General features: G+C 41.4%; 22 protein-coding genes and 1 other RNA gene. 6 read left to right on the top strand and 17 right to left on the bottom strand.

Annotated features, from left to right (window positions below):
- Window positions 1–5: 5 nt before the first annotated feature.
- Window positions 6–368, top strand: a complete 363-nt coding sequence (bamE, locus tag NBG71_RS08290; RefSeq protein ID WP_075673657.1) for an outer membrane protein assembly factor BamE — start codon at window positions 6–8, stop codon at window positions 366–368.
- Between the two features lie 206 nt (window positions 369–574).
- Here the strand turns inward: bamE and NBG71_RS08295 are convergent, their stop codons facing one another.
- Window positions 575–868, bottom strand: a complete 294-nt coding sequence (locus NBG71_RS08295; protein ID WP_075673656.1) for an RnfH family protein — start codon at window positions 866–868, stop codon at window positions 575–577.
- Window positions 861–1,295 (bottom strand): SRPBCC family protein, encoded by a 435-nt coding sequence (locus tag NBG71_RS08300; RefSeq protein WP_006533588.1) that lies wholly within the window; start codon window positions 1,293–1,295, stop codon window positions 861–863. The genes NBG71_RS08295 and NBG71_RS08300 overlap by 8 nt, the downstream gene beginning before the upstream one ends.
- Before the next feature lie 156 nt (window positions 1,296–1,451).
- On the opposite strand from NBG71_RS08300, the gene smpB reads away from it, so the two are divergent.
- The 5 genes from smpB to NBG71_RS08325 all read left to right on the top strand — a co-directional run bounded on the left by smpB (window position 1,452) and on the right by NBG71_RS08325 (window position 5,024).
- Window positions 1,452–1,934: an SsrA-binding protein SmpB gene (gene smpB / locus NBG71_RS08305; RefSeq protein ID WP_075673655.1), complete on the top strand. Its 483-nt coding sequence runs from the start codon at window positions 1,452–1,454 to the stop codon at window positions 1,932–1,934.
- A gap of 59 nt (window positions 1,935–1,993) precedes the next feature.
- Window positions 1,994–2,360: a transfer-messenger RNA gene (ssrA, locus tag NBG71_RS08310) on the top strand.
- 748 nt (window positions 2,361–3,108) lie between these two features.
- Window positions 3,109–4,209: an ATP-binding protein gene (locus NBG71_RS08315; protein ID WP_161748402.1), complete on the top strand. Its 1,101-nt coding sequence runs from the start codon at window positions 3,109–3,111 to the stop codon at window positions 4,207–4,209.
- Complete coding sequence (locus NBG71_RS08320) at window positions 4,199–4,546, top strand: STAS-like domain-containing protein (protein ID WP_161748403.1); 348 nt, start codon at window positions 4,199–4,201, stop codon at window positions 4,544–4,546. Before NBG71_RS08315 ends, NBG71_RS08320 begins: the two co-directional genes overlap by 11 nt.
- A complete protein-coding gene (locus NBG71_RS08325; protein WP_161748404.1) occupies window positions 4,524–5,024 on the top strand; it encodes a hypothetical protein in 501 nt (166 codons plus the stop codon). Before NBG71_RS08320 ends, NBG71_RS08325 begins: the two co-directional genes overlap by 23 nt.
- Before the next feature lie 225 nt (window positions 5,025–5,249).
- Here NBG71_RS08325 and NBG71_RS08330 read toward each other — a convergent pair whose 3' ends face one another.
- From NBG71_RS08330 to NBG71_RS08400, 15 genes are all read right to left on the bottom strand, one after another.
- A complete protein-coding gene (locus NBG71_RS08330) occupies window positions 5,250–6,251 on the bottom strand; it encodes a DUF6453 family protein (protein ID WP_250916751.1) in 1,002 nt (333 codons plus the stop codon).
- 3 nt (window positions 6,252–6,254) lie between these two features.
- Window positions 6,255–9,935 (bottom strand): phage tail tip protein J-related protein, encoded by a 3,681-nt coding sequence (locus NBG71_RS08335; protein ID WP_250916752.1) that lies wholly within the window; start codon window positions 9,933–9,935, stop codon window positions 6,255–6,257.
- Window positions 9,935–10,333: a DUF6950 family protein gene (locus NBG71_RS08340; protein ID WP_004251558.1), complete on the bottom strand. Its 399-nt coding sequence runs from the start codon at window positions 10,331–10,333 to the stop codon at window positions 9,935–9,937. Before NBG71_RS08340 ends, NBG71_RS08335 begins: the two co-directional genes overlap by 1 nt.
- A gap of 78 nt (window positions 10,334–10,411) precedes the next feature.
- The gene (gene yecR / locus NBG71_RS08345) at window positions 10,412–10,693 is read right to left on the bottom strand and encodes a YecR family lipoprotein (RefSeq protein ID WP_223878674.1); all 282 of its coding nucleotides are present in this window, start codon (window positions 10,691–10,693) and stop codon (window positions 10,412–10,414) included.
- Window positions 10,694–10,763: 70 nt separating this feature from the next.
- Window positions 10,764–11,345: a hypothetical protein gene (locus NBG71_RS08350; RefSeq protein WP_012367795.1), complete on the bottom strand. Its 582-nt coding sequence runs from the start codon at window positions 11,343–11,345 to the stop codon at window positions 10,764–10,766.
- Window positions 11,345–11,941 carry a hypothetical protein gene (locus NBG71_RS08355; RefSeq protein WP_250916753.1) on the bottom strand — a complete coding sequence of 199 codons (597 nt, stop codon included), beginning with the start codon at window positions 11,939–11,941 and terminating at the stop codon, window positions 11,345–11,347. The genes NBG71_RS08350 and NBG71_RS08355 overlap by 1 nt, the downstream gene beginning before the upstream one ends.
- Window positions 11,942–15,229: a phage tail tape measure protein gene (locus NBG71_RS08360; protein ID WP_250916754.1), complete on the bottom strand. Its 3,288-nt coding sequence runs from the start codon at window positions 15,227–15,229 to the stop codon at window positions 11,942–11,944.
- A gap of 40 nt (window positions 15,230–15,269) precedes the next feature.
- A complete protein-coding gene (locus NBG71_RS08365) occupies window positions 15,270–15,536 on the bottom strand; it encodes a phage tail assembly protein T (protein ID WP_231135821.1) in 267 nt (88 codons plus the stop codon).
- An 8-nt stretch (window positions 15,537–15,544) separates the two neighbouring features.
- Complete coding sequence (locus NBG71_RS08370; RefSeq protein ID WP_196725842.1) at window positions 15,545–15,961, bottom strand: hypothetical protein; 417 nt, start codon at window positions 15,959–15,961, stop codon at window positions 15,545–15,547.
- A 63-nt stretch (window positions 15,962–16,024) separates the two neighbouring features.
- Entirely contained in the window at window positions 16,025–16,597 is a 573-nt protein-coding gene (locus tag NBG71_RS08375) for a hypothetical protein (RefSeq protein WP_250916755.1), read from the bottom strand.
- A 102-nt stretch (window positions 16,598–16,699) separates the two neighbouring features.
- Window positions 16,700–17,041, bottom strand: a complete 342-nt coding sequence (gene gp17, locus NBG71_RS08380) for a tail completion protein gp17 (protein WP_196725843.1) — start codon at window positions 17,039–17,041, stop codon at window positions 16,700–16,702.
- Between the two features lie 5 nt (window positions 17,042–17,046).
- Window positions 17,047–17,517 (bottom strand): HK97-gp10 family putative phage morphogenesis protein, encoded by a 471-nt coding sequence (locus NBG71_RS08385; protein ID WP_250916756.1) that lies wholly within the window; start codon window positions 17,515–17,517, stop codon window positions 17,047–17,049.
- A complete protein-coding gene (locus NBG71_RS08390) occupies window positions 17,510–17,839 on the bottom strand; it encodes a phage head closure protein (RefSeq protein WP_099073698.1) in 330 nt (109 codons plus the stop codon). Before NBG71_RS08390 ends, NBG71_RS08385 begins: the two co-directional genes overlap by 8 nt.
- Window positions 17,840–17,847: 8 nt before the next feature.
- Window positions 17,848–18,174: a head-tail connector protein gene (locus NBG71_RS08395; RefSeq protein ID WP_058336093.1), complete on the bottom strand. Its 327-nt coding sequence runs from the start codon at window positions 18,172–18,174 to the stop codon at window positions 17,848–17,850.
- Window positions 18,174–18,362: a DUF7210 family protein gene (locus NBG71_RS08400; protein ID WP_099073699.1), complete on the bottom strand. Its 189-nt coding sequence runs from the start codon at window positions 18,360–18,362 to the stop codon at window positions 18,174–18,176. The genes NBG71_RS08395 and NBG71_RS08400 overlap by 1 nt, the downstream gene beginning before the upstream one ends.
- Between the last annotated feature and the right edge of the window lie 41 nt (window positions 18,363–18,403).

Raw genomic sequence — 18,403 nt, forward strand, 5'->3', positions numbered from 1 at the left:
TAACCATGCGTTTTAAACTGTTAAAAGTTGCCGCCTTATCTTTAGTCGTAATGACTTCAGGTTGCTCTATGTTCGAGAGACTGGTTTATCACCCAGATATCAATCAGGGAAATTATTTAACGCCAGCCGAAGTCGCAAAAGTTCAGCAAGGAATGACACAGCAGCAAGTCCAATTTGCCCTTGGTACGCCAATGCTTAAAGATCCTTTCGGAAGCCAGACTTGGTATTATGTTTTCCGTGAAGAGCCTGGTCATCAAAAAGTACGTCAAGAGACTCTCACTCTGACTTTTGATAGCAATGGCATACTGACTAAGATTGATAAACAAGGCAATATGCCTAGCTTCTCAGCACCTGAAACAAAATCGTAATGCGATTGCAGTGCTAAAAAAACTTAGTTTTGTATAAGATTGGCAAAAACGAATTGCACCCCATACGTTAAATTTGACGTTGGGGTGTGTTTTTATAAGGAGAAAATGCTTTATAACAGTGTTGTCTTTCTTGTATCTGTCTGTAATCAAATGGCCTATCAATGCAGTATATAAAACTCCCACCTATTAGACAGAAAAGTATAATATCAATCCGCTTTTTGTCGTGCTTTTTCAGCGCGTTTACGACGCATTTCTTTAGGATCAGCAATTAAAGGTCGATAAATTTCAATTCTATCGCCATCTCGCACATTATCGCTTAATTTTGTTGGCCGACTATAAATACCTACTTTATTTTTAGTCAAATCAATATCACTACAAATTGTTAAGATATTTGAAGCAATAATAGCTTGTTCAACCGTGTCCCCTAACGTTAGTTCAACAGGGATAAGATACTGCTTATCGGGCAACGCATAGGTTACCTCTACCCATATTTTAGTCACGATAGATCTCTTTCGCTCTGTGAGTAAATGCTTGAACCATATTGTTCGTTAAATCTTTAAAAATACGGCCAAAAGCTAACTCAATTAATTTATTAGTGAACTCAAAGTCTAGCTGAAATTCTATTTTACACGCATTATCATCAAGTGCGGTAAACACCCATCCCCCTGTTAATTTACGAAAGGGGCCATCAACAAGACGCATATCAACACGCTCATTAGTCTTTAAAAAGTTATGGGTAGTAAATGTTTTACTAATTCCCGCTTTAGAGACATTTATTGATGCAATCATTTCTTCTGGTGTGCTTTTGATCAGTTTACTTCCAACGCATCCTGGTAGAAAATCAGGATAAGTAAGAACATCATTAACCAGTTTAAACATTTGCTCTGTGCTAAAAGGGACAAGAGCAGATCGACTAATCTGAGGCATAGTTATTCCTGTACGACAACACTGTGTGTGATCATATCATTGAACAGTGACTAATTAAAAATCTAATGGAATATAGCTTAAGTTTTATGCAATTGAAAAGAAAACAGTCGGTTAAATGATTTCTTTCTATTGCTCATACAGTATAATGTGGACATTATGACAAAGAAAAAATCACACAAACCTGGTTCCGCGACCATTGCGTTAAACAAACGTGCTCGCCATGAATATTTCATCGAAGATGAGATAGAAGCGGGCTTGGCGCTTCAAGGCTGGGAAGTTAAATCACTGCGTGCAGGAAAAGCCAACATCAGTGATAGCTACGTTGTCATGCGTGATGGCGAAGCTTATCTTTTTGGTGCAACTATTACCCCTTTAAATGTTGCATCAACTCATGTGGTTTGTGATCCGACACGTACCCGTAAATTATTATTAAAACAACGTGAACTTGATAATCTTTATGGTCAAATCAACCGTGATGGTTATACCGTTGTTGCTCTTTCCCTTTATTGGAAAAACGCTTGGTGCAAAATCAAAATTGGCGTTGCAAAGGGTAAGAAAGATCACGATAAACGCGATACCATTAAAGATCGTGAGTGGAAATTAGACAAAGCACGTATTATGAAAAATGCCAATCGCTAAATTGCGTTAAGTACTAGCAATTACAAGTATTTTTCTGATATACTCGCTTTCAACAACTTGGGGCTGATTCTGGATTCGACGGGATTTGCGAAACCCAAGGTGCATGCCGAGGGGCGGTTGGCCTCGTAAAAAGCCGCAAAAAAATAGTCGCAAACGACGAAAACAAACTAGCACTAGCAGCTTAATAACCTGCTTAGCGCCCTCTCTCCCTAGCTTCCGCTCTTAAGACGGGGATCAAGAGAGGTCAAACCCAAAAGAGATCGCGTGGATGCCTAGCTTGGGGTTGAAGCGTTAAATTTAATCAAGCTAGCTTATTCATGGCGTGTCTGTCCGCAGTGGGTAAGTGAAATTAAAGACTAGACTAAGCATGTAGTGCCGCGGATGTAGAAATTTCGGACGCGGGTTCAACTCCCGCCAGCTCCACCAAATTTGGTGGGTCAGTGATAGGACAACGGTTTCAAAAACAAGAAGTTAGCGAAATCACCAAGACTACACACTGACAACAAAAGGACTTGAAAGTGCACGTGAAATGCACGTGCATTTGAAAGTTCAAAAAAGCTCACTTCGGTGGGCTTTTCTATTTTCTACCGAAAATTATAAATAGTGGTTTTTATTCATAAAAATAAAACACTTATACTGTAATTTAAATTCACCTTATATGATGTAGCATTATGTATGCGGTCATTATTAAAAGGTATTCACTCTTGCTTAACTCAAAAGATAGTGAATCCCTCCTTTTATCACCACTTGATTAAAAGTATTTTTATTCATTCTAATAATTATATATTGCCACTGTTTATGTAATCTTTGGTTATGTAGAATTTATCTGTACTAACTCGTTACCTATTCGAATAGCAAATTACGACGTTTATCCTACTTTCTGAAGATTCTGAAACTCAATGGGAAGAAATTAAAGCTTTGGTCAATACTTATTGAACAAATGAGAGGAAAGCGATAACACACAGTTCCTTTATCACATCAGGTATTAGAGATTTTGGAGACAATGAAACCTGTTTTAATTCTGATATAGTTGAAGTGACATTGACTCACTGTGACAAAAATTAAGTATAAGGAGCACATAACAGCCCCATCTAATTGCGCAATTCGTTAACTTACTGAATTAGTCAGAGAAATATGTCACTAAAGCTATGAATTATTAAAAAAGGATAACTAAATGGCCATATCTAAAGAAAAAATAAAATTTTACATTGCACAAAAAAGATGGAGGAATGAGCTAGATCGAAAAACAATTTGTTATGACCCATGTAGGCCTCGAAAAAAAGGACCTAAGAAAAAGGATATCGAATACATTCGTTTTCCAGCTAATTTCAGTATTTATTCAGCAGATAAAGATTCCTCATATAGTGACACAATGAATATTGTGTCAGCTATATCTCGATGCAATCAAAACATCACAAAAAAAGTTCATTTAGATTTTTCTCAAACAAAAAATATCAAAGTGGCATCACTACTAGTTCTCTACGCTGCAATTGAATTAGCTATCAAAAATGGCGTCAATTTTAAAATAATATCATTCCCTAGAGAGTTCAAAGCAACAACTGCAATAAAACGCTCTGGGCTGGATAAATTATGTCGGGATGGAATTTCAACACCTGATTTTAATAAGGACTTCATCCCTGTGATAAGCGGAATAGGAGGTGATTACCGGGATGAAATCGTAGATTTCATCCAGAGCAAAATATATAACAACCAAATGTCAGCGCATACTGAAAGTATATATGGTGGGGCTATACAAGAGGCTATAAATAATGTTTCATATCATGCTTACCCCAATATTCATGATAATAATGATAAGAAATGGTGGGCAAAATGTGATCTTGCTGGAAATCAGTTATTTCTAGCAATTTATGATCTAGGTGTTGGAATCCCAGAAACAGTGATGAAACGAGCATGGTATGGCAATATTTTGCAACAAACCTATCCTAAAATCTATGATAAAATTCAAGAAGAATTGGAAAAAGAAGGTGTAATCATAGGAGGATTTCGCTATAAATACGGTAAAGTTACAGACGCAATGAAAATTGCCATTTCAATGGTCGGTGATGTTACCGGAACTAACTCCAGTAAGCATGGTCAAGGCAGTAAAAGTATCAAAGGTCTTGTAACTGATAACGATATAGGAACGCTCTGGATTTATAGCAATAATGGACTATATAAGCTAAAATCAGGTAGCGTTGAAACAATAGACTTACCAAAACGTATGCCTGGCACATTGATACAATGGAATATTAAGGTTGATTTAGATGAGCATTAAAAAAACAAAAAAAATAAGTGTAATCAATGACTTTAATAAGAAACCATATGGACGATATCCTTCTGACGGTCCAGGAAATGGTGAAAAATTTCGTAAGTTACACCTTGTTCCTGCTTTACGATGCTTCGATAAAGTGATAGTGGATTTAACAGGGTATAATCGTTATGGTCGTTCCTTTATTGATGAGGCTTTCGGTGGATTAATAAGGGCAGAAAACTTCACAAAAAAAGAGTTAAACGACAAATTAGAATACCATCATGATGAGCTAAAAAGCTTTGAACTCTTAATAAAAGAACGGATAGAGAAAGCTGATTATGACACAACTCATGACAGATAACACCTTAGACCCTAAATATGTAGCAGTAATAATTTCTTCAATTATAGCCGTCCTCGGATGGCTATTTTCCTCGTATATAAACACAAGAGCCTTTAGAAGGGCTGAAACATCAAAACTAAAGGATAAAATAGCATCTTTGACTGAGATTTTTTTCGATACACTTGAAGAAAAAATAAAATTACGAACATTAAAAGAAAGTGAGCTTGATGATTTTATTAGTGGAAGAATATCTATTATTGAGCTACACCTCAATCACTTAGAGAGAAAAATAAACATCAATCTTATTACAGCTTCACAATTATCAAAGATACGCAGCGAACCCTATGATTATTTATTAACTTCAAATGGGGAATATAAAAACAATCTTGCCGAGCTAAAATTCAGCACACTTGAAATGATAGAGGAAAACTATACCATCTGGTATTTTAAAAATGAAAATGTGATAGCTAATCTTCACAAGAAAATCAAAAAACAATAAAAAAACCATTATTGCGAAATTTCAGTAATTGCTAAACTAACAAATATCACGCAATTATTATCAGTGTACTTTACAAGCATTCTGTATATGTTCATTTTGTTTATAATACCAAGTACATACATCATTCTGTATAGGTAAGGCTGCCATCCCAAGGCTAAATCGATAGCATATAGGTGTACAGAGATCTACAGATGGATGATCACACACAAATATTGCATTTTTTGACTAAAAATAATGTGAACCATTAAGGACATAAAAGGGGATACGTTGCTCTACATGATGTTGCCGATGAGCATCACGTATCCGTTCACTCACAAAAATCTGTTTTCCCCGAAAACGTATCCCTGTATTGCGCTTGGCCCAATCAATATTATCATCCTGATAAGACGCATTCACAAACTGACTGGTTGCACAGACTAAAGGCAAGCTATATGGAGTCTCTACACTCCCCTCCCGTAATAACAATGCCATTGATTGTCCTCGGGTAAAAGGCAGATAGTCCGTATTAAAGACCAGTGTTCCATCTTCACTGTACAGTGATAACCCCCAACGTCTCTTCGGGGTCAAAACCATTCCTGAAACGAAAACACACACATAAATGTCTGTTTGGGCTGAACTGTATAATTGCTTTTTATGCGCTAAATAGCTCACTTCCGCTTGAGGGTTGGTGGCATGATAAAACACAACACACTTATCTAAATGCGGTAATGTTGTTGGCAAAGACCAATAGCGCCCGCCTTCAAGGTGGATTTTTTGTCGAGACACACAATAAGTCATTTGTGTATTACGTGTAATCGCACTTCGAAATCCCTGAAAGGCCCCATACCACTCCACACCATACGTTGGTTTTGTACTATCCGGTAACGGGATACCATAAATATCGACCACCATATTGGCTCTTTTGGCCATCTGTGGGTCTTGAACCTGAACATTGTCATAAACATACTCATAACGTAATACAGGCCCTTCCATTCGGATATGCGTTATTCCCTGAAAATACGCATAATCATTCACCGCCATATACACAGAAGCCACTCTCGGGATGGCGAACGCCTCATACCCCATGGCTTCATGAATGACTTTGCTCCGTGTTTTTTTCGGTTGTCGATAATGGGGCCAATCTTCTGGCCCTATCGGATAAGAGGTTAAATAACAGAGAATTTGCGTATCACGCGTTAAACGGTAAGGTTTACCGCCTTCAACAGGAAAAATTTCAAGACCATACATAAATCAATTCCCTAGGTAACCGATTTTCATCACAAGGCGTTTTTTCTCATCTTTGACGACCAATTGATTATTGGTGATATTTAATGCCCCATTACCACCCGTAAAGCGGAAAATATTGTTTTTTGCATCCAATAAAAAGCCATTCCCTTTATCAAATCCCGATGATTTAAAATAATTGAGTACCACTAGTTTCTGTATCCACGCTTTATCCATTAAGGCTTCATGAATAACCACCTGTCCATTCTTCACGACAAACGGTGTCACCACTTTGCCATTTAATGACGATATCACCGCAAAGTTTTGGGCATTAACCAGAAATTGGCTATTTCCTTGCGCATTAAATCCTAAGCCAATGCCGGTAATGACTTTATTCCCTTTGCTATCCTGCTGGACTTTCATTGTCCATGATGCGGAGATTTTGCCATTTAAATCAGTGACCACTTTAGACGTTTGTTCGATTTTGGCTGAACTTGTACCCACTTGGCTTTCTAAACGAGTCACTTGTTGGGCGGTCGAGGTCACCTTTCCTGAGACCTCAGTTACCTTAGTTTCAAGTTGGTTTACCGCATTCGCCGTTGCATTGGCTTTCTGTTCGCTGGACTTAGGCACTTCATTCATCACAAATCCTTTTGGTGCCACCGATTGTTTGTTATTAGTGTAAGTGCTGGTGATGATTTGATGGTTAACACTTTTATGCTTAGTGAGTTGGTATTTAGCGCCTCCCCGTAAATAGATATATTCCACAGAGCCATTCGTTAATTGAGCTGGTCCCATCACAGGAGATTGATTTGTCCATTTCCAATCAAAATTATCAATGATGCGGTTTTCAGATTGTGTTCCCCATCCAGAACCACTCACTTGCCACTCCACAATCATGGCAAAGCCTTTAGTGCTGTGAGTCGCATAACTGGGTTTATTATCTGAATATTGCCCTAAGGTTCTAAAAACCTTAAAGGCATAACGTCGAGAGGTTACTAAAGGCAAAATAACCGGATAATAGGTGTTTTCATTGAGTTTAGATAAATCTAAATCCACCACGACTGATTCAGTTAAATCAGCTTTTACCGTCTCTAATTTGCTGGATAACGTTTGTACCTGAGAGGTTGCAGACGTCACTTTGCCATCAATATTAGATACTCGCGTATTTAACGCATTCACCACACTGCTATCAGCTTTCCCCTTAAGATTTGAATTGAGCGTTGAAATCTCTTGCGTTTGGGCTTGCTGTTTCGAGGTGAGGGTTTCTAATGATTTATTAATCGCGGAAACATTCCCATTCATCCGTGTTTCCAATGATTGTCTGGCTTTCGCTTCCGCTTGGTCACCCGAGACCCGCGCTTGTTTCTCGGCGGAAATGAGCCCTGCGGTGACTTTAGATAAATCATTACCGGTATAATCACCACGAAGTTGAGTGGCTAAGAATTGGCGTTGTTGAGCCTCCGCTTTATCAGCTTCAGCGCGAGCTTGTTGTTCTTGGTTAATTACTGCTCCTCGTGCAACTTGCTCCGCTAAAATCGCATCATGGTTTGCTTTCACTTGCGTGTTTAACTCAACAACGGCTGATAGGTCAGCTTTGCTATTTATCTCACCCAATAAGTCTTGTGCAAGTTGCTCTCGACTAATTTGCCCCGCTAATTCATCAAGAAGCAACTCCGTTTGAGCTGAGCAAACACCAGAAGCCTCCACAAAAGGTGATTTGCCATAGCTGTTGATTGTTCGAACATAAAAATAATACGTATGTCCTGCTTTTAAATTCTCTTGCGTCCAGAAATTCCCTTGGCCAACTTTGTTTGTTTTGGTGATCACTTCATTTTCAGAAAGATTAGCGAGTTTTTCCTCACTAAACCAAAACTCAAAGGTATAACCCAAGACAGCACTATCACCTTGTTTTGGCGAGACGGTGAGGCTGAACATTCCCGAAGTAACATCAACCTTAATGGGAGCTGGCGGTGCTTGGATAGCAAAATCACTGATAGCGGGTGCCGACATTGCCCCCGCCATATTCGTCGCTCTAACTTCAACACGATAAGTTCCTCGTGCTAATCCGTTAATATCAACGCGCTCACCCGGCACCTGAATAGATTGAATCACTCTACCGTTTTGAAGGATATTAACCGTGTTGTAGCGCACATCAGACGCCACATTCTGCCAAGAAAGCATACCTTGAACAATGTCACTGACGGCAAGTGGAACAAAAGCAAGATTAATAGGGGAAGCAACACCGCCAGTGGGTAAACTCACAAACGGCGGACGCTCAAACGGTTTACCAATCACATCTTCATATAAATAGGCACCATCCTCTTCCAACGTTAAAGCCACACCGTCTAATGCATGGAAAGACCATTCGGCAATACGGAATTCCAGCCCACTAATCCCCAAAGAAGGTAATGCTAAAAGCACAACTTCCCCCGGACGATAAGCATAGCCGTCTAAGTTCATCGTGAGTTGAACCCGTCTTCCCGCTTTCTTTTTACGGAGATATTGGCGAGCTAATCGTTGGGCTTGATAAGGGCTGGTGACAAAACGATAGTCGATATTCTCCCGAATTTCTAAGCCATCCTCTTTCACCCATTCGTCTACAATCACAGGCGTGAAATCCGTTTTTGTGTATAACTGTTCAGCATCAATAAACGTGCCATACACCGCATTGGTCGCGTCTTTTAAACCTGTTTCAGGGGTACACGTGACAGTGCCAATCAATTGTGATTCGGTGATAGTTTTTATTGCCGGCCCATAATAAGCACCGATTTGAATACCGTGTTTTCCTGCGGTGAATGTCGGTTCCGCGTTGATGCATTTGTGCATCGCTTCCAAGACACTCGATGGACTCTCATTTAAGTCATAGGCACCATTAAGGGTATATCGCGACTCAAATCCACCTTCTGGTAGACTCACTTTTTCATCACATAAATCGGCCGCCTGTTTAAAGCTGTCAAAATCAATATCTGTATCAGGTACTTTTAAATAATGGCGGTAATAATCCAAAATGACTAAAGCCCCATTATTACTCCACTCGGTTTGCCCAGTGCGAGGATCAAACAGATGTTTTCCCCAAACTTCACATTTCACATTGGGTAATCCATAAGGGAATTTTTCTTGGTCAAACGTGAGTGTCACACGTAACCACGCCAGACCTCGACCAATCATATCCTCTTTCCATGACGGGCAATTTTTTAGCATAAAGGGATCGACATCTTCTCTGCTATTATGTAACTCCACTTCAACAACAGGTGCCGTGATTTTTAAACTCCTCAACCAAAGGTGTTTAACTTCATGAACGGTATATTCACCAAACGTCTCAATTAAATCGTCCCCTAACCAAATCTTCCCGATTTTTTCTATGGGGTGCCCTGCCAGCGCCAATGCCAGTGTGATTTTTTCATTTTCATCTTGCTCCCCCGCTTCTTCTTCGGCGAAGAAAAGCAAACCCGATATCACTGTTTTTCCGACGATCACGGTTTCAGGGGCAGACGATGAACGTAACATCTGTTTGCGTTCACCGGTATCTCGATAATTCATTGACGGAAGTTTTGGCTTAAAGATAAGCGAACCTGCGACTTGAACCGCGACGCCTGCTGCCATCAGCGCCATGCCTATCGCTGAGGTGACGCCTCCGGTAAATAGCCCCGCAATCATTAAGCCCGCACCCACGACTTTTGAAATTAATCCACCACTCCCACCCATTATTCCACTCTCCACGCTTTGATTGGGTTAATCTGCACCGGCTTCACGCCTTGTGGGGTTACGCCCCAATAATGCCTCGCCCAGACCACCGCTAAACTGTCACCGTCCTCACCTTTGAACAGTACAAGGTCGCCACGCTGAACGCGCTCAATCTCAATGGATTTGAAATAGCGTGATACGGCTTTCTCTAAGGAGCCAAATTTAGATTTGAGCAGGTTGAAGGCTTCGGCTTTGGTTTTATAGTGATTGAGATAAGGCTTTATTGGAGAGAAACCGCATTGTGCGTAAATACATTCAGAGGCAAAAATACAACAATCAAATTCACCCCATGAAAAAGGGCGACTCATCGCCGCCCTTATCGTTTCTGGTAACTGGAGTGTCCAGTTTTGTTGTTTCATTCACCATCCTTTTCGCTTATAATATGAACTATCATCTACTTCTCACATCAAGCAAAAATCATTAACTAATTGTATTATCTAATATTGTGCTGATTTACCACCGATGCATTGATATTCAATAGCAACATTCATTCTTGTACATGCAAATCCATTACTCATACCACAATTTTCAGTTTTCCCACCAAATGCTTCAGCGCCTTCATATCCCCAAGTTTTACATTTTTTTGTTGCTAATTCGTTTGCACGTTCTATATCAACAACAGGAACTTCAAAAGCACCGAATTTATCACCATATGTATACCCCATACGAACCGTACCATCAGCTTTACTACCACCGATAGGTACTATTTCTTTTTTCACTGAGCAACCAGATAAGATTATTGAAAAACAGATTATGAATAACGATTTAGCCATGTTATCCCCTTCGCAATTACTTATAAATAAATGCAGGTGCATCTTTCTTACTGCCCCAATAAATCGCCCGTTCAGCCATTTGAGCGACATAACGAAAGATGCGATCCCCTTGCCTTCTTGACGACCAAGATTCATCGGTGAATCTATCGGGTAACCCGATTGACCATCGCTCGAATCGATTAGAAACATTAACACATACGGCATTTTCTTCGCCAGACACCACATTAATCGATGTGATTTGTCCGACAAATAAGACCTCAGCAAGAAGCGGTTTTCCCTCTTCACCGATGGCAACCATCATCAACCGCACTTCTCGTCCTCGACTTTGCTCATTCATCACCATTCCCACCAGCGATTTATCAAAACCCGCTAATTTAAGCTGTAATTGTGGAGGGCTGGTTGTCTTATTTTCTTTCAGCTGACTGATTTCGCCTAAACTACCCACACCCAAATAAGTTTCCCCCGCAATAATCAGTTGCCCAACACCGGTATGCGCACAAGTGACGCCTGATTTCAAATCGAGTCTGGCGGCTAAGACAATATAAGCCCCCTCATTAATCGCATTGACCATGGCATCAGAAAATGGATGATATTGCATTAGTACAACACCTCCTCAAAAGATAACGTGATATGGGTATACCCCAAGCGACGATGCTGAAATTTACCCTGTTCATTATCAACGAGCCGAAAAACTCCAAAAGGACGCTCAACCTCGAGCACTTCATTAACAGTAGGCGACGTTCTTAACATCGGTGAAATAGGAATATTTGCACGCCCATTATTGTCACTGACCACATCTGCCACCACCATTTTGAGTTCATTGCCCACAGTTAAGCGATCCCCTTGCTGTAACACGCGCATATTGCGCTTCCAGTCCTTTGTTTCTAACTGATTACCCAATTGGCTCGGTATTGCAATGCGAGGCGAACCATACCCATAACGCCCTTTTCTGATCCAACTCGATATTCTCACTCTTCCTGACATGCCATCCAATGAAGCCACCAGCGCTTCTAACTGGCGCGATTTTGCTTCATTTAAATTATTAAATGTCAGCTCGCAACGCCAACGACTTCCCGGAAAGCGTACCGTTTGACTACTTCCATTAAATGGTGAGGTAAAGGTTTTGCTGTTACTCAATAATTGCCAGTTTTCCTGCGTGGGGCTCACCTCTTTTGGCCATTCAAGAATAGACATTTAAACTCCTAATGTTCTGCGTGCTGCACCATTACTTTGAAAGTCTTGTAACATCATCGCGTGAGCTTTCTGTGCGCCGGCTTCTGTCCCTTGTTGTGCGGCTTCCTTCATTGCCTGCGCAAGTACAGCGTCACCATTTCCCGTCACCGTAATATGATTAACGACCGTCATTTGTACACCACTCGCACGGGCTAACGTCGGTTGCGGTGTAACCGGTATTCGCCCTGCGACCGCCCCCACAAAGCCACCTGAAGCATAACCTTGCGCCGCATGCATTAAGCGATAGAGATTGCCGACACCCAATTTAGCCGTCGCTTCTTTGGTAAAAACAAACTCACCACCATGCACAATCCCTTTAGGCTCAAATTTCCCGCCGTGCCCCGTATAACCACCGTAAGCATGTCCTTTGCTCATCCATCCCATATCAAAGCCCATTGCCTGCCCACCTGCTTCAATGGCTTTGAAAACCAGCATTTTCATCACCATTCGAGTAATATCGGAGATCACCGCATTAGCAAAATCTTTAAAGCTTCCTTTACCCGTTAAAGCAAAATCGGCTAATGCATCAGACATATTATTAAGCGCATTGGTGGTAACATTTCTGACGTTCTCCATCACATCCATGGCTGACTCACTGAAATCCGATAAGCCTTGTTTTAATCCCGCCATCGGATCACCTTTCATGGCCTCTCGCTTCCTCAGCTCTTCCTCAATCTGCTGTTTAGTGAGTTCGACATTGCGTTGTAAGTTCGCCAGCTCTTTCTCGCCTAAATCCACACTGGCTTGCTGATACAGCACATCAATCTGACGAAGGGCATTAAGCTTTTCTTGCTCTGCGCGTGATTTTCCTATTAAGGAAGTTTCAAATTGCATCTGCTCAATTTCTTTACCGCGATCATAAGCAAATTGCGCAACCGAGTTGGCACGCGCTAGATCATCAATGGCTTTCGCTTTTTCTTTGATCGTCTCAATCGCTTTGGGATCGATTTTTAAGATGGCATCAAACTTATCTTTATTCTGTTTGATATCGGCTAAGGCGGATGTGTATTCATTAAAGGAAGAGGTAGTACCATACAGCTGAATACTTTGTCCATCCGCAATCAGTGAGGCTTGTTTTTCCTCTAATTCCGTTAAGATTTTGGTGTATTGCTTGGCATAATCAATGGTGGATTTCTTTGGCTTATTTCTTTGAGCCAATAACGCATTTTGTGCTTTAATTTCTTCGGTCAAAGCGTCTTCATAACCTTTTTCTTCAGGTTTAATTCCCCGTCTTTTCAGCACATCTTCCGCATTCAACTTAGCCAGCTCAGCAGGAGAAGCCTTAGCTTTCATGATAGTACGCCGAGATTCAGCAATAGAATCCTCTATTTTTTTTGCGATGACCTCGCTCATATTGGCTTGACTATTTGCCGCTTCATCTGTCTTATTAATTAACGCATCGAAATCATAACCCAAGTTTTTTAATGTCACCCTAAATTGGTTAATGACACTCTCAGCCTCCTTTACTTTCGATGCATAACGCTGATATTCATCACTTTGCTTACCGTGTTTTTCTTCAACCAATGCCAGCATTTGTCGCATACTGGCTCGCTGACGCTCTAATATCGTCAACTGTGAAGCCACCTCCCCCATCGCTGCATCAAGTCCGATTTTTGCTTCTCTTTGATTTTGCGCGATTATCTCTTTATAACCTTCATGGTCACCCGTAAAACTCAAGTAACTCGAGGCATTTAAGCTCCAACCGGACTTCGAGTCTGCTGCCAATTTTTTAGCTTTTTCTAACGATCCTTCGAATTTTTCAATCTGAGCATCAATACCTTCAGATAATTTGCCTATATTCGTCAGCAATACTTGATTATTCATTGCTTTTAAGGCTTCTGTTGATGTATCTAGAGCATTGGCAAATTCGATCGATTCTCTTTTAGCTTGTTTGATATGTTCGCTATATTCATAGACGCCCATTCCAACAGCCGTTATTGCCGTTAACGCCAGTCCAACAGGGCCACCAACTAATGCCAATGTCCCACTTAACGCTCTTCCTGCGACCGTGGCTTGACGGCGTGCCGTCGTTAATGCCCGCTGTGTCGCCGTTTCTGCTATCAGTGCTTTTTTGTATCTTAAAGAGGCTTCCGTCGCTAACGATTTTGTCGCAATCACTTTCTCTAAGGCATAACCTTCTGCCACGGTTCCTTTCGCCACTTGATAACTCATTTTTGCAGAATTCAATGCCGATAATGCCGCCTCTTTATCCGCCCATGCCTTCCTCACGGCACTGGTTGCTGCCACACTGTTTGCCTCTGCACTCTGTAATGTGGCTTTGGCTTCATTCAATGTGGCTTGATTTTTTAAGTAAGTGGCTTTTGTCCATTGAGAGAGCTTGGCGACTAAAGCTGTAACCGCAAGTCCTTCTGCGATTTTAGCCACCGTCGATAAGTGATTAGAAAGTCCCGCTAAACCCGACGTTAAAAGCTGAGTCGCACCTGTACCTTGATTGGCTTCACCAACAAACCTCGTCATTGCTGATTGTAAATTAGTAAAACCTTGACTAACGGTTGTCACACTGGAAGCAAACTTCTGATCAACAGAATTTTTGACTTTCTCCAATGCCTGAATGATTTTATCAATCGCCATTTCACCGTCTTGGGCTTTCTTTTTTAAATCCCCCATGGAGATCCCCATGCCTTCTGCGATGGCCTGTGCTAAACCAGGGATTTGCTCGATAACAGAATTTAAATCTTGCCCACGTAACTGACCTGCTGCTAATGCTTGTCCAAACTGAGTTAACCCCATTGCAGCAGAGGCAGCACTGGCTCCTGAAAGAGAAACCGCTTTAGAGACGGTTTCCGTAAGTTCAGCGGCTTTCTGCTGACTTAATCCTAGACGATCGGCATTATCCGCAAAACGCTGATAAACCTGTGCTGTCGCATCCAATGATTGATAGGTTTTTTGGGCAATATCATAGACCGCTTGTGTGGCTTTATTTAACTCGACAGAACTTTCTGTCACCAGTTTTAAGCGGTTCTGTAATTCCGTCCAACTATCAGCATAATTAATGACTTGATGAATGGATAATGCACTTGCGGTGACACTCGCAAAACGGGCAAAAAGCGCCGAGGATTTTGCGGTTTGCGATACCATTCGCTCTTGTTGTACGGTGATAGCTTGAAGGCTGACGCGAATACTTTGCCCAAATTGTTCTGTTTGGCGCTGGCTACGGTTGATCGCATTTGTGAAATTTGCCGTATTCAGCGTCAAATCAATATTTAATCTACCTAATGCGCCAGCCATAAAAACTCCTTAAAACAATAAAAAAGCCCCAACAAAGGGGCTATCGATGAGCCAATACATTCTGAGTAACACTATCCCACTCTTCAGCTTCTGTGGGCTTTTTCTGCCACATCGGCATAAAATCCACCAATTCAGGCGGAGACGTTTTCGGATCACGATTTATCATCGCTAAAAGATGTGCCACTTGTGCCATCCGATAATCCTCTCGCCATAAACCAAAGGGCTGTTTGCGATAAAAGGCCTCATATTCACACAAGTGGCTTTCAGGCATTTGCTCGATTTCTGCGAGCGTTTTTCCCAGTGCCAACGACAATATCAGTTGGAATTGTCGTCGTTCTCCAAGTTTTTTTCGCTGTTCCCCGCTTCGGCCGTAAACACCGCATTAGAAAACCCTTGTCCTAAACGATTAAGACCTTTTAAGTCTTCTTCATTTTCAGCATCAAAAAGCAGTTCCCCTTTTTCATCACACAACTTAAAGGCCAACATTCTGGCGACATCATATTCATCGTAGACACGATTTATCGCCTCATTAAATTGTTCAGGATCGTCTTCGTCTAAATAAATGTCTTGCGCTTCGGCGAGCTTGATTTTAATTTGACGAAGTTTGCGCTGAATGTAATTCATGGTGCCAACATCCAGCTCTTTGACATAAAAGGTGTTGTCTAAATAGGTAAAAGGCGTCACTTTTAGTGCTTGGTTTAACACTAATTCACGCAATAACGCGTTAGACATAATCACTCCTAAAATTTTTATCGAAAAGGGAGAAGAGAAATAATGAAAGAGATGAGTTAAGGGTTATTTCTTCGTATTCAAATAATCACGGCCAGACAATTTAATCGAGATCCCCGAATCCATCATTTGTCCCACACTGCCATCAATGTTCATGCCCGTTTCGACGGAGCCGTAATAAAACATGGAACCTTCATCTCGTGTTAATACCATTTTCACCGCAAATTTTTCTTTGCTGTTTTCATATTTACGCAAGAGTCGTTGCACCTCACTGGAGCTATACCGTAAGAAAAAGGTCAATTTAATTGAACCGTATTCCGTATCACCGGATTCATATTCCTTGCCATCACTGCAAATGGTGGTGACATCAATTTGTTCAGTCGTCGAACCGTCTTTGCTGAAACTTTTTACCGCACAGAAATTATTAGACCATTGAATACGTTGTGCTTTGGCGTTTACAAAATCCGTGGGTAGCGTTTTATCACTCCAATCCACTTCGTCGCACAGGGTCACTTTATTGCCATCAACCTGTGCAACAGGAAAACGCCCATCTAACTCCCCGAGTCCCGATAACATAATCATGTCATCGGCTTTCAGCTTATTATTGGCGATAGTAATGGTTGCGGGTGATAACGTCACTTCCGTCACCGTCATCGCCTCTCCTAAGCCTGTTTGCACAAAGATCTTCGTGCCGAGGAAAGGCGTCGCTTTATGGTTCTTTGGCTTTGTCATATCCATTCCTTATTTATCTGATGAAATCATCAATTCAAGAACAAGCCGATGTAATTTGACATCCGCTTCATACCCAAAGACAGTATTCACCCGTTGTGCAAATGGGATTGCCTCGATAATCTGAGCCTCTATTTTTTTACGCAAGACCATCAGGGATTGTGGCTGGGGCGCATACACATCGAGTTGCACGCGATAGTTATCTAAATCCGCATCCTCCAGCGCACTGTTAGGCGTGATGCTGGCAAACTGGATCACAATGGCGGGATAATGCCCTTTGCCTTCAGGTAATACCTGAAAAAAAACCCTTCCATCGACCAGCGGTGAAAGGGTCTCTTTTAATTGCTGTATCATGATCTCTACCTTGCTTTTTCAATATCCTCTTTGAGTGTTTGAACAATCACTTTGGCCGTCGCTTCCTTTTTTGCTTCAAAGCTGGGGCGCATAAACGGTTGTGCGGGCATCTTGGCGGTACCAAACTCGACAAACCACCAATAAAACGGATCATTCGGGTTCAATGCCGCACTTTTTCCCGTTACCTGTTTAAAGGCAGACACCTTTTTACCCGATAATGATTTCACCCAAATACGCGTTTTAACTTGTCCATTGCGTTGTACTTTCGTTTTAGAACGAATATTGCGCTTGATAGTGCCTTTGCGTCGATGCGGCACCGTTTCCTTAAGGATAGGCACTCGATGTTTGATTTCCTGCTTTAACGCCGAAGCCCCTGCATTCATCGCCTTACGCGCACTTTGATTTCTGGTTTTACGGGCGATATCTTGCATTCGTTGAGCGAGTTCAGACAATCCACTGATTTTAATCTCACCCATCATTCACGCCCTCTTTGCACATTAATTGAAGCTCACGATGACGCTCATAAGGGTCAATAATCGAAATAATATTAAATAGTCGCTTACCCCATACAATACGCATCGAGGTATCAATATCAGCAATATAGCGAATAAGAATTCGCGTTGTGGCCTCACTTTGTACTTGCTGAGCTTGAAAATATTCTCGCCCTTGATAAGGCATGATCGCTGCACGTACTTTTGTCGCATGATCCGTCCAAATCACATCACTGCCACTGATGGCATCGGGCGCTAATACTGATTTTTGAATATGAATAGTGTGGCGTAATCGTCCTGCACGCATAAAACCTCCTACAACCCATAAATCCGGTAAGGTTGAAGTAGTGCGGTGACCGCAAAAGGTTGTGTAGAAAAAGCTTGCCCCGAAATTACCCCCTCACGATTTTCATACCATTGCGCAATTAATAAGAGCATTGCCGCAATCACATCATCCGTTAAGAACAAGGCTTCAGGATCTTCTTGTGCTTTATCCATCTCCTGAGTTTTATGTAATGTTCGACGCGTGTAATTTTCAACATATTTCACGGCGGAACCGATATACAGCGTCAATAAATTATCGTCATCCGTAAAATCAGGATCGATATTGCAATGCTGCTTCACCAATTCGAGAGAAAGCATTATTTCTCCTTTTTCGCCTTAATATTTCTTTTCGGTTCAGGTTCAATAACAAGATGTGCTTCTTCCTGTTCTTTGGCATAGCCTTTTTGAATTAACTCCCGTCCATGTTGCTCTAAGGTATCAATCTGCTCACCTTCAAGCACCACTCGTCCCTCAAAATAAATGGCTCGTAAGATGACTAATTTCATATCACCTCCAAAGAAAAAGCGGCCATAAAGACCGCCTTAGT

Origin of the sequence: Proteus sp. FZP2095 (assembly GCF_023701425.1) — a bacterium.
Lineage (GTDB): Bacteria > Pseudomonadota > Gammaproteobacteria > Enterobacterales > Enterobacteriaceae > Proteus > Proteus cibarius.

What these genes read in the sequence shown, in the direction of transcription:
- bamE (WP_075673657.1), top strand. Translation starts at nt 6, where the DNA reads ATGCGTTTTAAACTGTTAAAAGTTGCCGCCTTATCTTTAGTCGTAATG.
- NBG71_RS08300 (WP_006533588.1), bottom strand. Translation starts at nt 1,295, where the DNA reads ATGCCTCAGATTAGTCGATCTGCTCTTGTCCCTTTTAGCACAGAGCAA.
- smpB (WP_075673655.1), top strand. Translation starts at nt 1,452, where the DNA reads ATGACAAAGAAAAAATCACACAAACCTGGTTCCGCGACCATTGCGTTA.
- NBG71_RS08315 (WP_161748402.1), top strand. Translation starts at nt 3,109, where the DNA reads ATGGCCATATCTAAAGAAAAAATAAAATTTTACATTGCACAAAAAAGA.
- NBG71_RS08320 (WP_161748403.1), top strand. Translation starts at nt 4,199, where the DNA reads ATGAGCATTAAAAAAACAAAAAAAATAAGTGTAATCAATGACTTTAAT.
- NBG71_RS08325 (WP_161748404.1), top strand. Translation starts at nt 4,524, where the DNA reads ATGACACAACTCATGACAGATAACACCTTAGACCCTAAATATGTAGCA.
- NBG71_RS08330 (WP_250916751.1), bottom strand. Translation starts at nt 6,251, where the DNA reads ATGTATGGTCTTGAAATTTTTCCTGTTGAAGGCGGTAAACCTTACCGT.
- NBG71_RS08335 (WP_250916752.1), bottom strand. Translation starts at nt 9,935, where the DNA reads ATGGGTGGGAGTGGTGGATTAATTTCAAAAGTCGTGGGTGCGGGCTTA.
- NBG71_RS08340 (WP_004251558.1), bottom strand. Translation starts at nt 10,333, where the DNA reads ATGAAACAACAAAACTGGACACTCCAGTTACCAGAAACGATAAGGGCG.
- NBG71_RS08350 (WP_012367795.1), bottom strand. Translation starts at nt 11,345, where the DNA reads ATGCAATATCATCCATTTTCTGATGCCATGGTCAATGCGATTAATGAG.
- NBG71_RS08355 (WP_250916753.1), bottom strand. Translation starts at nt 11,941, where the DNA reads ATGTCTATTCTTGAATGGCCAAAAGAGGTGAGCCCCACGCAGGAAAAC.
- NBG71_RS08360 (WP_250916754.1), bottom strand. Translation starts at nt 15,229, where the DNA reads ATGGCTGGCGCATTAGGTAGATTAAATATTGATTTGACGCTGAATACG.
- NBG71_RS08370 (WP_196725842.1), bottom strand. Translation starts at nt 15,961, where the DNA reads ATGTCTAACGCGTTATTGCGTGAATTAGTGTTAAACCAAGCACTAAAA.
- gp17 (WP_196725843.1), bottom strand. Translation starts at nt 17,041, where the DNA reads ATGATACAGCAATTAAAAGAGACCCTTTCACCGCTGGTCGATGGAAGG.
- NBG71_RS08385 (WP_250916756.1), bottom strand. Translation starts at nt 17,517, where the DNA reads ATGGGTGAGATTAAAATCAGTGGATTGTCTGAACTCGCTCAACGAATG.
- NBG71_RS08390 (WP_099073698.1), bottom strand. Translation starts at nt 17,839, where the DNA reads ATGCGTGCAGGACGATTACGCCACACTATTCATATTCAAAAATCAGTA.
- NBG71_RS08395 (WP_058336093.1), bottom strand. Translation starts at nt 18,174, where the DNA reads ATGCTTTCTCTCGAATTGGTGAAGCAGCATTGCAATATCGATCCTGAT.
- NBG71_RS08400 (WP_099073699.1), bottom strand. Translation starts at nt 18,362, where the DNA reads ATGAAATTAGTCATCTTACGAGCCATTTATTTTGAGGGACGAGTGGTG.